Here is a 13,292-nt window from a genome sequence, read left to right on the forward strand (position 1 = left end):
CGACAAACGGCGGAACGGGGCCATGACCACATCAGCACTGGCACGAAAGCTTTCAGCGGGGCAATGCGGTGCCGACACGCCCCGCTCGGTCCTGCGCGCCTTGCGGCTGGGGTTGGCACGCGCCTCCGGCGAAAGCATGGGGCTGGCGCTGTCGGTCATCGGGGCAAAGCAGGCCGTACGTGCGCAGGAAGATATAGCCGACCGGCTGAATGAGGGGTGGTTGATGCTGCTGTTTACCTCGGATCAGGGCGGCCTGGCTGCGGCCTGTCTGGACCCGGGTTGCGTCTCTGCCATCGTCCAGCAGCAAACGATTGCCATGGTCACCTCTGACCCACCACCCGAGCGTGCGTTTACCGACACCGACGCTGCCATGGTCGCCCCTCTGATCGAGGATATGCTGAGCCGGGCTCTGAAACTGGTTGAGTCCCCGGCAGACATGGCCAGCCTGTCCGGGTATGAGTTCAGCTCACGCGCCGAAGGTCGGCGCGCACTGAACCTGGCGCTGGTGGATGAGGTCTATCGCATGTTTGATCTGACGGTCGAACTTGCCGGTGGTCCGCGTCAGGGCGAGGTCAGTATCCTGCTGCCCGAACGCCCGCTCTCGGATCAGGAACAGGTTGCGGATATCACCCAATCGGGGGTGAATCTTGATCAGGCATCCGGGGTAATTCGGGCTGAGCTGAACACCGTGATCTGCCGCCTGTCTTTGCCGCTGACAGCGCTTTCGGAATTGTCCGTTGGGGATGTCCTGCCGCTGCAGGGCGCGCGGGTGGATCGGGTTGAAGTTCTGTCAATCGATCGTGCACGAACCGCCATCGGACGTCTGGGTCAGTGCGGCGGAATGCGTGCGGTACGGATCAACGAACAAGGCCCTCCTTCTGCGTTGCCCGCCAAGGACTGCGCCGGATTTCTGGCTAGCAAATCAAGCTTGACGCCCTCGGCCCCGGATGACGAGATGTCGTCCCCGCTTGATGACGATATAGTAGCGCATGATCTGACGACCGAGGATTCCCTCCTGGAACCCGACGACTTGTTGCCTGCCAGTTCCGAACAGCGTGTCACGGAAATCTCGCACCTCGCCGGTCTGCCAGCGCCCGAAGGCAATGGCCGCGACTAGGAGGCTTATCCGCGCCCTCGCAGCTGTTCCAATGCCGGGCGCAACCCGTCGAGCGCATAGCCTGCTTTTCCGGTCGCATCGAGGATTTCATCCGTGCTTAGCCGATCGCACTGTCCCAGCGCCCAGACCACCGAACATCGTGTGCCAGAGGCGCAATAGGCCAGAACCGGCCCGCTGCAGCTTTCGGCCAGATCGCGTTGCAGCGCCACGTTTTCCGGTGTCATCGTCTGGTGTGTCAACTCCAGAACCTCATATTCCATCCCGGCCTCGCGAACGGCTTGACCGATGGCGTCTGACTGCTGATCCGGCGGAACTTCGGTATTGGGACGGTTGCAGATCACCTTGACGAAACCGGCCTCGGCAATGGCTGGCACGTCCTCCACCGAGATCTGAGGTGAGACGGCGTAGCGGGGGGTTATCGGTCGAATCTCCATGGCAATTGCTTAGGCTGCGTCGGCGATCCTGTCCAGTTGCGCACCCAGCTTTGGTGCCGCAAACATGCCCGCGATCATCGCAATCAGGAACACAATCCCGCCAACGCCTCCATATCCAAGCGAGGCCATCGCCGGGCCCGGGCACAAACCCGCCAATCCCCAACCGACGCCGAACAGGACCGACCCGACGATCAGACGGCGATCCAGTTCAACACGGGGCGGGGCGGGGAACTGTCCGCCCACTACAGGGATCCTGTTCCGTGTCAATCGCCACGCCACCAGCATCGGCAGGATCGCCCCGCCCATGACAAAGGCGAGCGTCGGGTCCCAATTGCCGAACACATCCAGCCACCCCCGCACCTTGGTGGTGTCGGTCATGCCTGAGATCAAAAGCCCGATGCCGAACAGCGATCCGGCGAGAAAAGCAAACACTGAGCGCATTAGATCACCCCCAAAGCATGGCGAAACAGCGCAACCGTCAGACCACCTGCAAGAATGTAGAACACCGTTGCGACGATCCCGCGCAACGAGAAGCGAGAAATCCCACAAACGCCGTGACCCGAAGTGCAGCCATTGGCGATCCGTGTTCCAGCCCCCACCAGCAGCCCAGCAAGGATCACGATCGCCAGATCCGGGGTCAAATGGGTCTCGGCCTGCGGCGCAATCAATGGGCGCAGCAATAAGGGCATCCCGACCAAGCCAGCGACGAAAGCCAGGCGTTCCGTTAATACGCTCCGGTCGCTGCGTTCCAGCAGTCCGCCCAATATGCCGCTCGCCCCCATGATCCGCCCATTACACAGCAGATAAACGCTGGCACCCAGCCCGATCAGCAGACCACCAGCCAGACCCGAAATCCATTCGATATTCATTGTCTCGTCTGCCCTCGTATCAAAGCTTATTGACTGGGATTTTCATGAAAACGTCGCCCTGCTCATCCGCTGGTGGCATCTGACCGGCCCGCATATTGACCTGCAGCGAGGGCAAAATAAGGCGCGGCATCGCAAGGGTTGCATCCCGCGCATCACGCATCTCGACAAATTCTTCGACGCTGCGGCCCTGACCGATATGAACGTTCAGCGCCTTCTGTTCGCCAACTGTGGTCTCCCACGCGTATTCATCGCGACCAGGCGCTTTGTAATCATGGCCTACAAAAATCCGCGTCTCGTCAGGCAGAGACAGGATTTTCTGGATCGAGGCATACAGGTCCGCCGATGACCCGCCGGGAAAATCGCATCGGGCAGTTCCGAAATCTGGCATGAACAGCGTATCGCCCACAAAGGCCGCATCGCCGATCACATAGGTCATGCAGGCTGGCGTATGGCCTGGCGTGTGCAAAACGTCCCCGCGCATCTGGCCGATGTGAAAGCTGGACCCTTCGGCAAACAGTGCATCGAACTGGCTGCCATCACGCTGAAACTCGGTGCCTTCGTTGAAGACCTTGCCGAACGTGTCCTGAACGACCACGATATTCTCGCCAATCCCGATCTGACCACCCAGCTTTTCCTGTAGGTAAGGGGCTGCTGACAGGTGGTCGGCATGGACATGGCTTTCCAGAATCCACTCCACCTTCAGTCCCTGTGCCGTCACATAGTCGACAATCTGGTCGGCCGAGCTGGTGTCGGTCCGCCCCGAGGCGTGATCGAAATCCAATACACTGTCGATGATGGCGCAGGCCTGCCCCTGAGGTTCCTGCACAACGTAAGAGACGGTGAAGGTCTGCGGGTCGAAAAAAGCTTTCACACTTGGCGTCATGGGTTCCTCCGTTCAGCTTGCATACATATAACAATAGTGGAATATGTTTAAAGCCCCTAATCACGAGTTGATGTCTGTCAAAGCAATCTCCGCAATTTGAGCGTATGCTTTAGGCGACCATGGACATATTGACGGTTTTTTGCCTGACTAGGCAAGAATTCGCGATGTTTTGTTCCGGTCTCGTGCTCGTCTTAAACTCGTTACCTATATCAGGCACATTGGCACCATATGGGAGGAAGGAAATGACTGCTCAGGATCTTTTTACCGAAGCGGAACGGCTTGAACAAAAGCTGAATGGTGCGTGTCTTGAGACCCGGCTAGAGCTTCAGCCACATGTCAGCATGGTTCTGGATAAAATGCGCGCGCAGGGGGTTCATATCCCATCGCGCTTGCGTCGGCTGGATGCTGCGCTATGCGAAGACGTGCTTGAAGCGCGGTTCGACAATATGCCGATCTGATCGATCTGGTTATCCCAGCGAAATGCCCAGGATAACCATCATCAGCCCAAGTACCGACAGGAAAAGCGACGCCAGATTCCAAGGCAGAACACCCTGAACTGCAGCGCGCAACTCGTCATCCGTCAGGTTGGCTTTGCGCGCTTTCATCACTTGCAGGATGCACCAGACCAGACCGACCAGCCCGGCCACAGACAGGGCGGCCCCGCCCCAGACGATAATGTCGAACATGGTTGTTTACGCTCACCCTTTGAATCCGTGACCGCGCTTATCGGATCGGCGCAGGTCAGACAAGCCCGCCGTGCAGAATGCACGCTTGCGGTCGGGTCGGTGCCGATGTATCCGGCACCTTATTTTCAGCCCTTGGGAGAGACGCAGATGGAAGACATCACCGAAGATCAGGCCGCAGCCAACTACCGAGTGACCGCAGGCGAGCTGCGCCAGTTCGTCGAACGGTTCGAGCGTCTTGAGGCCGAAAAGAAAGATATCGCCGACCAGCAGAAAGAGGTCATGGCCGAGGCCAAGGCCCGCGGCTACGACACCAAGGTCATGCGCAAGGTCGTCGCCCTGCGCAAGCGCGACAAGGACGACATCGCCGAGGAAGAGGCGGTGCTGGAAATGTACAAGGAAGCGCTGGGCATGTAGCGCCAGCCGGTTACGGGTTCAGAAAACGTATATCTGGCATGGCCTGCAGCCGTGCCAGATCCTGCTCATAAAGCTCGGTAAAGGCGGTAACGATATCTTCGTTCCAGCCAGGCAGCTCCACCTCTTCTTCGATTTCATCCGTCAGCGCATGCTGCTGAAACACCTGCGCCAGCCTGCCCCTGAGCACGGGATCATTGGGGGCCGCTTGATGCTCTAACAAGCTCTGAATCTCCTGTTTGCCCATGTCTGAGACAAGTGAGGACAGCAGCGCGTATTCCTGTTCCAGCGGCGTGTCCTCGGGTAGCCCCACTAGCGCGCGCGCGATGTCGCCGCAGATCAGCGGCGAATCCTCGTTGCTCCACAAAGTGATTTTGACATCTGGCGCTAGGTCGCGAATGTCTTCGATCATGGCGAGCCAACTCAGGCAACTCAGATCGGTGGTGGCAATGATATGCTCGCGCTCAGGCGCCGACAGCAGCATCAGCACCTTGGGAATAAAGCTGCCGGGATTACGTAGCCCCACGAATAGCTCAACCGTCGAATCGCTGAACAGATTATCCAGATAGGCCAACCTTTGACCGGCATTCGCGTAAAATTGCCCATCCATGATGATGGAAGGCCGTTCCCCCAGGTAAAGCGCGCTCGACAAGATCGCCCGGTCAACCTGCTGCCCATTGGGGAACAGTTTATGAAATCGCGCCAGTGTATCCTGATGTGATGGCCGGTCGGCAGAGGGTTTCAGCGCAGGTCGAAAGATCTTTCTGAACGGACGAAGCCCCCAAAAGGCAGTATGATTTCCCGCAACCAGATCCGCATTCGCCTGCAGCAGATTGAGCAGGTGATCATGGTCGGTAAAGTGCGCTCCGGCTTGGATGACCATCTGCATATCGGAATTGTCCTTACCTCGGTCGGGATCGCCGCTTGGGTTACAACCTGTCCCCGGTGCAGTCAAATTCGGATGAGGCCTGTTATTACTGTTATCCTAAGGCAAACCAGCACAAAGTTAAGATGACCCGAAATTTCGGGCTTGCAGTCCCTGTTCCGAGATATTAATCGACACCCAGTGCCCCTATAGCTCAGCTGGTAGAGCAACTGATTTGTAATCAGTAGGTCCGCGGTTCGAGTCCGTGTGGGGGCACCACTCAATCACTTAAAATTTTGATAAATAAAGATTTCCAGAAACGACTGCTCTGTATCCCCTGATTTATCCCCCGAATTTTCATTGATAACCGCTGATTTTGAACAGGTTGTGATTCCGCGCCTCTTGCCCATTCCTGCCTTTAAGAAATGGTTGGCATAATTTCACGTTTTTTCAGGTTCTGCAGTTGTTGATTGGAGGGGCCTCCATAGTATGGATAGCCTTTACGGATCCCGCGAAACGTCGACGCGCGTAGAAAATCACAACCGGGCTGCTATTGAATAACTGTCGCAGGGGTATCACAGTCATATGATGAAGCTTTTGTTGCACCGATATCGTCAGGTTCGTCTCAGCATCGAAAACTCACGGATTTGGGAATTTGCCACAAAAACCACCTTAAGACTTGTAATCAGTTCATTGATTGTCTTCACGGCTGCAATGCTCACGATGCTTGTCTCAGTCTTTCTCTTCACATGGAGCAAGGTTCTCGGTTTATTGGCCTGCGCAGCATTTGTAGCGCTATTGTTAGTCGTCAACATTTTGGCAGATGAAGGTCGTCGGCGGGGAAAGGTGCGCTAGGGGCTCCGCGCGGACATTGGCAACAAAGAAACCGCCCGGTTCAATGGGCGGCTTCCTGCGGTGGAGGTGGGTGGCGGCACAGCCTAGATATTCACGAAGCCTAGCAGCCTATCCGAGTCGGCCCGTATGAGCCGGTGGTGATTGTCATCGATGACCCCATCGGAGCGGGCTGATATGCGGCCCTTGATGGCAAGGTCTTTGAAATCCTGCGATGGTATTTCCATTATCTTGTCTTCAAGCGCCATGAACTCGACGCACAAAGGGTCTACGCATTTCTTGTAGTGGTCTTCTATCAGCCCGTAGCGGTCTGGATGGTTTTCAGCCATCAAGCGCTTTTCAACAGCATGGTTTTCATCAATGGCGTTACCGTAACGGTTTCCGATGTCAGCCCACGCGGGGTACAGGCGCTGAATTGGGGTGGCAGAATTGCTGTCCAGCAGGTTGCTGGCAACAGCGCCAGTTGCGATTGTTCCAGCTAACATGGGCAGGCTCGATTTCAGCATAGTTCTACGATGGATAGTCATGTGCACCTCTCAAGTCAGGGATTTCAGGGTGGCAAGAACGTTGCGCAGGATTTGGCCGTCCAGATCCCCAGCAACGCCGCCAACCAGTTCAAAGTTGGCTTCATCGCTCATGGCAAATTCCAACTGTGCCACTGCACCCTCGGGTGTCGTCGCGGGCGTCTGACAAAGCTTGTCCTCAATTTCCTTGGCGCGAACCCAGTCCGGGTTATCGGACTCAAGATCCGGGGCATCAGGTGCAAACAAGTGTGCAAGAATGGCCTTGTGTTCAGCGGCCCACGCGGAGTGGGGGTCTTTGGTCTCTACCTGCACTGCGCCCCCGATAGCGAGTGCAGCAAGGGGCGCAGATTGGACTACTGTGCGGCGGTTAATCATGTTGGTATCTCCTTTCGTGTGGATCAGTCGTTAATGGCGTCCAGAGCAGTATTGAGTTTGGCGGCGCGCTGATGGGCCATCTCAATGAGCAATATTGTCTCGTCGTTCGGATCGGGTGCGTTGCGCATGGCCATTGCTGCGTTAAGCAAGCACTTGATGGTCAGCGCTTCGGATTGCATTTCATCGCGGGTCATGTGGTCCCTCTCATTGCGTGAAGTGGTGAATGTGGCCGTCAGCAGCGATCCGGGAGACGGTTGCGAGGTTTACAGAACGCGGGGCCTGTGCCTCAGTATCCCAGACAGCCAACAGGTGCGGGTGGCGATGTGCGCGCGTCTCAATGGCCTTGCGGGCCGCTTTCGACGCTGCATCGCCCTTGATGTGCCGGCGCAGGGTGGCGGGCTGTACGCGCATGGTGCGCTGTGTGCCGTCCTGCTTAGTGAAGGTGACGGAAACGAACCGGCCTTTTGCGCTGGCAATCAGGTCGCGCTTTTCTGCGTAGTCGTCTGCCTTGGCTTCATGGTCCTGCGCGGTACGCAGAGCCAGAACCAATTCGTCATGTTGGCGGTAGTCCGCCTCTGTCCATGTGTCCTTGTTTTCCAGCATGCTAATCGCTTCGCGGATGTGGTCCGCCTCGGTCATGCTGGCACGGCGCACAGCTTCCTTTGCCTCACCCCATGCCTGCCACAGTGATTGCCGCCAGAACACGCGATGAAACGGGCGGTTGCCCATGATGGCCCAAGCGCGGTTCATGATGTTCTGACGGTCGTACATGGTGAATTTCCTTACCTTGCCGTTTTGTTTACTGTGTATTAAGTATAGATACAGTGTAAACACAAAGTCAATATGCTGTATAAAGTAGTTTATATGGAGTATACAGAATGAGGCCAGAGCAAGTCAGAATGGCACGTAGCGCACTAAGAATTTCGGTTCGGGAGTTAGCCGAAAAAGCTGGCGTGTCGTTCATGACCATCAACAGATTCGAAACGGAAAAGGGGGGAATGCAGCACAACAATGCAGAGGCGGTACGAAAGGCCTTAGAGGCCGAAGGCATCCAATTCATCGACAATGGAGACACGGCTGACGGTACTGGTGTTGTACTGGTCAAAAAAGGTGACCAGCCATGAAAGCAACTGCCTTACCTACCATTGCGGCACTGCTGCATACTACCGGTCATCTGAATGCCCAACCAGAACCCGATCCGTGCGATTGGGCGTTCTCGGACAAGCTCATAAGCAAACTTTGCGACTGTATGAATCTTGATAATGATATTGAACGACTGGCCTGTTATGACCAGCAAGCAGCGCTGCAAGTATTGGTTAAGCGCGCGATGTATGAGCGTGTCAGGCGTATTGCGGAAACAGAGGCTGGACGGGCAGCAATGAGTGATGTTTTGCGCGGATACGAAACGGAATCCACAGATGGCAGTGACTGACGAAATATACCGAACAACCATTCATGAAGCTGGCCACGCCGTTGCCCTCGCGCGCATCGACAATATTGATAGGGCAGGCTATCCGTGGCCCAGTGTTCATTTATCAGTTTAAACAAAGTGATTTCAGAAAGTACCCCATTGGGGTTGCAAGGGTGCCCCATTGGGCTATATAACAAAAATGCAGACAGTAACAGAACTTCCCTTCTTCACTGCTCAGGCAGAATCTATCGTAACTGAGGCGCAAAAGAAGGAAATCATAGACTTATTGGCTGCCGATCCTGAATGCGGGGATGTGATTCCTGGCACGGGTGGAATTAGAAAGGTTAGAGTTGCCCTTCTGGGTAGAGGAAAGCGTGGTGGCGCACGGGTAGTTTACTATTACCTAGACGAAACCATACCAATATATGCTTTGGCTATCTATGCGAAGAACGTGCAGACTGACCTAACGCAGGAACAAAAGAAGGCTCTGGCTGCATTGGCGAGAGCAATCAAGAAAGAAGCAAGGAACAAAGCATGACACAGTTTGGTGACGACCTGATTCAAGCAATGAGTGAAGCCCTTGCCCATGTTAAGGGTGAAGGCCCTGGCGTCGTTCATGAGCCTGCCGACCCGAAAGCTGTCCGCGCAAAAGCTAAGCTGACACAAAAAGAAATGGCCCCCCTTATGGGAATGTCAGTATCCGGTTACCGGAAGTGGGAGCAAGGTGAGCGCTCTGTAAGCGGGCCAGCAGAGGTGCTTCTTAAGGTGATTGAGAAAGAACCCGAGGCAGTCGCGCGGGCTCTGGCGTAAATCGCAAACTGTGGCGGCACTGCTGCAAAGCATCCGCATTAAGACCCTACCAAGGGCCACTGGCCATCAGGACGAAAGCAAGTCTCCGGCCAGTGCTGAATACGGCCCCGCTTCGGCGGGGCCTTTGCTCTTCTAAGCTGTACTTTTATCAATTTGATAAGTGGCCATTCTTCCGCTGTTGCCTACGCTCGCCCTTCCCAAGTTCCTTAAGAGCCTGTGCCGCTCTGCTTGCCGATGCCAGCATTTCGGCCTCGCTCGGATAACCGCGTAAGTCTCTGAAATCCACCATACGCGTTTTCGGCGGCTCCTTACATCTTTCAACCAACTCCCCGAGTTGGCTTTCATCCAAACGAATTACTCTGCCAATGCGGACCAAGAACCCGTGTTCTTCGGCGGCAGTGCGTAGAGAGCCTTTTGGTACGTTAAGAAGTTCGGCGGCTTGCTCGATGGTTAAGAGCTTAGTCACGCTTGTCTACCTCCAGTGTTCGGCTGCCTCAGTCATGAAAGCCGCTTATACGCCTTTCGCCGCTCCACAAAGGCAATATCACCCTCGGTACGCACGTTAACTAGCGCCGGTGGTATTATTGAGCGCTTGCCATCAGATTGAACTCGCTCGTGGGCGCGTCTCAGGTGAGGCCTCGGGCTGGCGCGTGCGCCGCCGCGATCCACGCTTTCTTTGGGGGAATTGAGCGCGGTTAGATACTCGCCTGCGTCAGTATTGTAGTGTGCAGGTATCGGAGTTTTCCCGGCCCTTATACGCCTTTCGTTCTTGATGCTTGGCGCACGCTTCAAATCAATTCGGCACCCCCGCGTATTTAGGATTGCGACAGCGAGTGGGTAATTGGACATCGCTGCAAGTTCTTCAGTGTCGTCATCGCGCATAGCAGACTTGGCAATTACAATGCGAGTGCCGGTTTCGGTGTGTTGGAACACTAATTGGGACATGAAATGAACACGCCTGGGCATCACCATGTACTGATTGACCAAAATTCTGCCGTCAACATGCGGCCTAACTACCTCCAAAATGGTCAGCGGCTTCGTTTCCCCATCCGTCTCAAAGGTGGAGTAGTCCAGCACAAAGGCCCAGGGGTGCACCCCGAATGGCTGGAACACGTGATCCTTGAGCCCCTCCAATACATCTACCACGCGCTCATGGTCCAAATTGGTCCGACTGAAGGTACCCAATGCAAAGATCCGGCCTTCATCAATAACTCCCTGCGGAACCACGTTGCGACCAACCAAATTGGGCATCATCTCTAATGTTCGGGACAGTTTCATGACGGCATCATTGCCTCAAGTCTTAGCGGAGTGCCAGTAACCAGTTGCTTCTATTTTGGATTTCCAAGTTGGGCTGGGTGACATTCGCAAGGATTGCATCACTGGGTAGCGCGGAGTTTAGCCTTATGCCGGAACGAGAAGTGGTCTATGTCGTCATCGACAAGGCGAGAATTGAAAAACTAGAGCGTCAACTGAATCGCATCGCGGCTGCGCTGAATGTAGTGCTCAAACCAAAGCGCCAAGATTGGATAACTGTTCAGGAATGCGCCAAGCTAGTAGGCCGAAGTGAGTCCACGGTAAACCGCTGGGCGCGTGAGAGCAGAATTGAAGCAAAGTCTGTAGGTGGGCAGCGACTGGTCAGGAACCCCTGCTAAATTCGCTAAACCTGCTAAACGTCGAAGGCGTAATTTAAGGTATTGCCGCTATAACGTCTCCTGAGTGACAAAATTCACTGTGATTGAACCACTAAGTTGATTGAGTACAGTGGATCAGTAACAAGGTGAGTTCCAAATGAAGTTTATTCCCGCAACCGCCCAATCAGTCGTTGTCCATGCATACGAGCTGGCTGCCAACGACCAGGAAAAGAGCATGGCAATGTGGGCGGGTAGTCAACTCATGGCGCTTTACGATACGCGCTCGGTGCTTTTGCAGGAACATGCTGACATCTGGGCCGAGAAGCTCAAAACACGAGATCCTCTTTCTACGGCAAAGAGATGAAACCACGCACCACAGAAAACACGAGGGCGGCTTAGCCACCAACCTCACGTTCTTCATTACGTTCAAAATACCGCAAAGCAGCGTTTCCAACAGGCAATCCGATTAAGAACCCTACGACAAAGGAAACGATGTGGTATGCGATGACCTCAAGCATAGCGGGCTCCAAATTTCGAATCTGAGAGCAGGATTACCGAGGTTTCATGACAATTTGGCTACAGGCGCTGATACGTTTCTATCCTAGGTGGCACTGCCCTAGGAGGAGTGGTTGGAAATCGGTTCGGTGGCGGAACAGGCAAGACCCTGGCGACAGCAGCGGGCGCAGGCGTCGGGATGTATGCAGGGCAATCAGCCTGTAACTAACAAATTACGGAGGGCGACATCGCCAACGGAGCTAGCGCGGATTTGGCAGCCTAGCACTTAATGAATGGGCTGGCTAAACTAGCTGTCGACTAATCTGAACGGCTCGAAACTATTGCCAAGACCATTTCCAACCAATGCGGGTTGTCTCATCAATACAGGTCTTAGGTTCACTTTCTATCCTCTCGGAGTATGGCTCACTACCACACGCGGCGGATCTTTTCGCAACATACACCGGACCCCATTTTGCCGGGATTGAGCAATGATAGTTGTATTCGACGTGTCCCAGAAAGTCCTTTTTGCTATCCTCGCTTCTTGTTTCTTGCCCCCAAATGATTGACTCACCAACGGCTTGTTCTTTGCGTCGCTTTACATCATTGCACCAGGCCAACTGATTGTACCCTCCATCTCGCCAACCACTCGAACCGCGTACCGTTTCCGAATGCTGATAGCTTGATACACCGTGACTTGGATCTGCGCATAGTTTGAACTCGTGTTCGCGGTAAGAAACTGTTTTTTCGTTAAACCCACATACTTCGCCACTAGTAACCAGCGCATACTTTGGTTCCACCAATGAAAGGACGCCAATCGCCAATCCTGCTAAAGCTAGGAAAAAAGTCATATATGGATGTTCAACAAACCAACGCATTGGGCACCTTAAGGTAGATTTAGAAGTTCATGTGGTAGATTGAGCTCTGAAACTGCCACTCCTTTATACCTTTGTAAGCAGTCGAAGCGGGCACGTCCCTATTTCTCGTTGAAATAACTTAGGGCTGAATTGAGAAGTTCGCGACTACCGGGCGATGGTCGGGGCCGCCAACCATCTCTGCATCGCAGAAAGCGCTATCAGTCTCGTGAATGGTAACGTCTATCGTGTCGATGTTAGGGCCTCCTTTCAAAAAGAAGAGATCCAGCATGGAGTTGAAATCATCACTGCACTGGGTCTTTATCGGGTTCTGTGGGCGCTCCCACTTCACTACGCTTTCGAGAGTTTTGAAGGCATCCGAGCCTTGGTTGCCATCCGCGCTGGAAGGCTCGACTGGAATGTTGAAATCACCTGTCAAGATGACCTGAACATCAGACCTTTCTATCCATGACTTGATGATTTCGGCTTGATGGGCTCGGGTATCTTTACCTTCTCCGCAGCACTTCAGGTGAACATTTCCGACATAGAATTCAACACCGGTATCTTTGTCTTGCAGACGAATGAACAATGCGCCGCGCAGGTTCCAGTCAGGCTCACCCAATCTGCCACCAACCGCGCCGGGCTTGGATCGAATGCCGTGAAGCTCGACGTTTTCGACCTGCCTAAACCGGGATGAGTTGTACACGATGGCGAGTTGGTCGTCTCGGCGGTGCTGCTGAGTAATAGTGCCACTCTCGCTAACTATTGCGCGATAGCTGCTTCTCCGACCAACCGCGCCAGCCGCTACTGTGTATTCCTCGACTGCTGTTAGGCCCGCTACTTCCTGTAGCGCCCAAATATCGACCTTACCAATATTGCGTATGGTTCGGCTGACAATGAAGGGTTGCGTATCCGACGCAGATTCTGTGTTCAGTGTGCCTACCTTGAAGTCCTGGGCAAAGACGGGAGTGGCAGAAAGAAAAGATACCAGTGCAATTAACCGCAACATTTGAATCTCCAATAACTAATCAAAAAAGAATTTGAGTATTATACACTGATTCAAGTGGAACTTCGAAAC

General features: G+C 54.4%; 24 protein-coding genes, 1 tRNA gene and 1 pseudogene. 12 read left to right on the forward strand and 14 right to left on the reverse strand.

Annotated elements, in window-relative coordinates:
* The first annotated feature begins 22 nt into the window (after positions 1-22).
* Positions 23-1,117: a FliM/FliN family flagellar motor C-terminal domain-containing protein gene (locus I5192_RS03015; RefSeq protein ID WP_223117715.1), complete on the forward strand. Its 1,095-nt coding sequence runs from the start codon at positions 23-25 to the stop codon at positions 1,115-1,117.
* 5 nt (positions 1,118-1,122) lie between these two features.
* Here the strand turns inward: I5192_RS03015 and I5192_RS03020 are convergent, their stop codons facing one another.
* The 4 genes from I5192_RS03020 to I5192_RS03035 are packed head-to-tail and all read right to left on the reverse strand — an operon-like array spanning position 1,123 to position 3,303.
* Positions 1,123-1,551, reverse strand: coding sequence for a TIGR01244 family sulfur transferase (locus I5192_RS03020; protein WP_170397163.1), 429 nt, complete (start codon positions 1,549-1,551; stop codon positions 1,123-1,125).
* A gap of 9 nt (positions 1,552-1,560) precedes the next feature.
* Positions 1,561-1,992, reverse strand: coding sequence for a DUF6691 family protein (locus tag I5192_RS03025; RefSeq protein ID WP_223117716.1), 432 nt, complete (start codon positions 1,990-1,992; stop codon positions 1,561-1,563).
* A complete protein-coding gene (locus I5192_RS03030) occupies positions 1,992-2,420 on the reverse strand; it encodes a YeeE/YedE family protein (protein WP_223117717.1) in 429 nt (142 codons plus the stop codon). The genes I5192_RS03025 and I5192_RS03030 overlap by 1 nt, the downstream gene beginning before the upstream one ends.
* Positions 2,421-2,439: 19 nt before the next feature.
* Positions 2,440-3,303, reverse strand: a complete 864-nt coding sequence (locus I5192_RS03035; RefSeq protein WP_170397158.1) for an MBL fold metallo-hydrolase — start codon at positions 3,301-3,303, stop codon at positions 2,440-2,442.
* 242 nt (positions 3,304-3,545) lie between these two features.
* Here I5192_RS03035 and I5192_RS03040 point away from each other — a divergent pair, with 242 nt between their 5' ends.
* A complete protein-coding gene (locus tag I5192_RS03040; RefSeq protein WP_170397156.1) occupies positions 3,546-3,761 on the forward strand; it encodes a hypothetical protein in 216 nt (71 codons plus the stop codon).
* Positions 3,762-3,770: 9 nt separating this feature from the next.
* Here I5192_RS03040 and I5192_RS03045 read toward each other — a convergent pair whose 3' ends face one another.
* Entirely contained in the window at positions 3,771-3,989 is a 219-nt protein-coding gene (locus I5192_RS03045; protein ID WP_170397154.1) for a hypothetical protein, read from the reverse strand.
* 147 nt (positions 3,990-4,136) lie between these two features.
* On the opposite strand from I5192_RS03045, the gene I5192_RS03050 reads away from it, so the two are divergent.
* Positions 4,137-4,403, forward strand: coding sequence for a DUF2312 domain-containing protein (locus tag I5192_RS03050; RefSeq protein ID WP_170397751.1), 267 nt, complete (start codon positions 4,137-4,139; stop codon positions 4,401-4,403).
* A gap of 10 nt (positions 4,404-4,413) precedes the next feature.
* Here I5192_RS03050 and I5192_RS03055 read toward each other — a convergent pair whose 3' ends face one another.
* Complete coding sequence (locus I5192_RS03055; protein ID WP_223117718.1) at positions 4,414-5,289, reverse strand: hypothetical protein; 876 nt, start codon at positions 5,287-5,289, stop codon at positions 4,414-4,416.
* Positions 5,290-5,468: 179 nt separating this feature from the next.
* On the opposite strand from I5192_RS03055, the gene I5192_RS03060 reads away from it, so the two are divergent.
* Positions 5,469-5,544, forward strand: a tRNA-Thr gene (locus I5192_RS03060).
* 309 nt (positions 5,545-5,853) lie between these two features.
* A complete protein-coding gene (locus I5192_RS03065; RefSeq protein ID WP_223117719.1) occupies positions 5,854-6,120 on the forward strand; it encodes a hypothetical protein in 267 nt (88 codons plus the stop codon).
* Positions 6,121-6,203: 83 nt separating this feature from the next.
* Here the strand turns inward: I5192_RS03065 and I5192_RS03070 are convergent, their stop codons facing one another.
* From I5192_RS03070 to I5192_RS03085, 4 genes are read right to left on the reverse strand one after another with little or no spacing between them, the layout of a single operon-like run.
* Positions 6,204-6,644: a hypothetical protein gene (locus I5192_RS03070; RefSeq protein ID WP_223117720.1), complete on the reverse strand. Its 441-nt coding sequence runs from the start codon at positions 6,642-6,644 to the stop codon at positions 6,204-6,206.
* A 9-nt stretch (positions 6,645-6,653) separates the two neighbouring features.
* Positions 6,654-7,016, reverse strand: coding sequence for a hypothetical protein (locus I5192_RS03075; RefSeq protein ID WP_223117721.1), 363 nt, complete (start codon positions 7,014-7,016; stop codon positions 6,654-6,656).
* A 23-nt stretch (positions 7,017-7,039) separates the two neighbouring features.
* Entirely contained in the window at positions 7,040-7,210 is a 171-nt protein-coding gene (locus I5192_RS03080) for a hypothetical protein (protein ID WP_223117722.1), read from the reverse strand.
* Between the two features lie 10 nt (positions 7,211-7,220).
* Positions 7,221-7,787: a hypothetical protein gene (locus tag I5192_RS03085; protein ID WP_223117723.1), complete on the reverse strand. Its 567-nt coding sequence runs from the start codon at positions 7,785-7,787 to the stop codon at positions 7,221-7,223.
* A 191-nt stretch (positions 7,788-7,978) separates the two neighbouring features.
* On the opposite strand from I5192_RS03085, the gene I5192_RS03090 reads away from it, so the two are divergent.
* From I5192_RS03090 to I5192_RS03105, 4 genes are all read left to right on the forward strand, one after another.
* Positions 7,979-8,140, forward strand: coding sequence for a hypothetical protein (locus I5192_RS03090; RefSeq protein WP_255612026.1), 162 nt, complete (start codon positions 7,979-7,981; stop codon positions 8,138-8,140).
* On the forward strand, positions 8,137-8,448 hold the full coding sequence (locus tag I5192_RS03095) for a type VI secretion protein (RefSeq protein WP_223117725.1): 312 nt from the start codon (positions 8,137-8,139) through the stop codon (positions 8,446-8,448). The genes I5192_RS03090 and I5192_RS03095 overlap by 4 nt, the downstream gene beginning before the upstream one ends.
* Before the next feature lie 160 nt (positions 8,449-8,608).
* Positions 8,609-8,965 (forward strand): type II toxin-antitoxin system RelE/ParE family toxin, encoded by a 357-nt coding sequence (locus I5192_RS03100; RefSeq protein WP_255612027.1) that lies wholly within the window; start codon positions 8,609-8,611, stop codon positions 8,963-8,965.
* A complete protein-coding gene (locus I5192_RS03105) occupies positions 8,962-9,237 on the forward strand; it encodes a DNA-binding transcriptional regulator (protein ID WP_223117726.1) in 276 nt (91 codons plus the stop codon). Before I5192_RS03100 ends, I5192_RS03105 begins: the two co-directional genes overlap by 4 nt.
* 148 nt (positions 9,238-9,385) lie before the next feature.
* On the opposite strand, the gene I5192_RS22735 is transcribed toward I5192_RS03105, so the two are convergent.
* Together I5192_RS22735 and I5192_RS03115 are read right to left on the reverse strand one after the other, a co-directional pair.
* The gene (locus I5192_RS22735; protein WP_223117727.1) at positions 9,386-9,703 is read right to left on the reverse strand and encodes a helix-turn-helix domain-containing protein; all 318 of its coding nucleotides are present in this window, start codon (positions 9,701-9,703) and stop codon (positions 9,386-9,388) included.
* 32 nt (positions 9,704-9,735) lie between these two features.
* Positions 9,736-10,488, reverse strand: a complete 753-nt coding sequence (locus I5192_RS03115; protein ID WP_223117728.1) for a hypothetical protein — start codon at positions 10,486-10,488, stop codon at positions 9,736-9,738.
* 152 nt (positions 10,489-10,640) lie between these two features.
* Here I5192_RS03115 and I5192_RS22740 point away from each other — a divergent pair, with 152 nt between their 5' ends.
* The 3 genes and pseudogenes from I5192_RS22740 to I5192_RS03125 all read left to right on the forward strand — a co-directional run.
* Positions 10,641-10,889 (forward strand): helix-turn-helix domain-containing protein, encoded by a 249-nt coding sequence (locus I5192_RS22740; protein ID WP_370644369.1) that lies wholly within the window; start codon positions 10,641-10,643, stop codon positions 10,887-10,889.
* A 136-nt stretch (positions 10,890-11,025) separates the two neighbouring features.
* Positions 11,026-11,232: a hypothetical protein gene (locus I5192_RS03120; protein ID WP_223117729.1), complete on the forward strand. Its 207-nt coding sequence runs from the start codon at positions 11,026-11,028 to the stop codon at positions 11,230-11,232.
* Positions 11,233-11,463: 231 nt separating this feature from the next.
* A pseudogene (locus I5192_RS03125) lies at positions 11,464-11,574 on the forward strand (glycine zipper 2TM domain-containing protein); the annotation flags it as partial.
* A 127-nt stretch (positions 11,575-11,701) separates the two neighbouring features.
* Here I5192_RS03125 and I5192_RS03130 read toward each other — a convergent pair.
* Positions 11,702-12,238 carry a hypothetical protein gene (locus I5192_RS03130; protein WP_223117730.1) on the reverse strand — a complete coding sequence of 179 codons (537 nt, stop codon included), beginning with the start codon at positions 12,236-12,238 and terminating at the stop codon, positions 11,702-11,704.
* A gap of 118 nt (positions 12,239-12,356) precedes the next feature.
* Complete coding sequence (locus I5192_RS03135) at positions 12,357-13,235, reverse strand: hypothetical protein (protein ID WP_223117731.1); 879 nt, start codon at positions 13,233-13,235, stop codon at positions 12,357-12,359.
* Positions 13,236-13,292: the final 57 nt, after the last annotated feature.

Origin of the sequence: Ruegeria sp. SCSIO 43209 (assembly GCF_019904295.1) — a bacterium.
Taxonomy (GTDB): Bacteria; Pseudomonadota; Alphaproteobacteria; order Rhodobacterales; family Rhodobacteraceae; genus Ruegeria.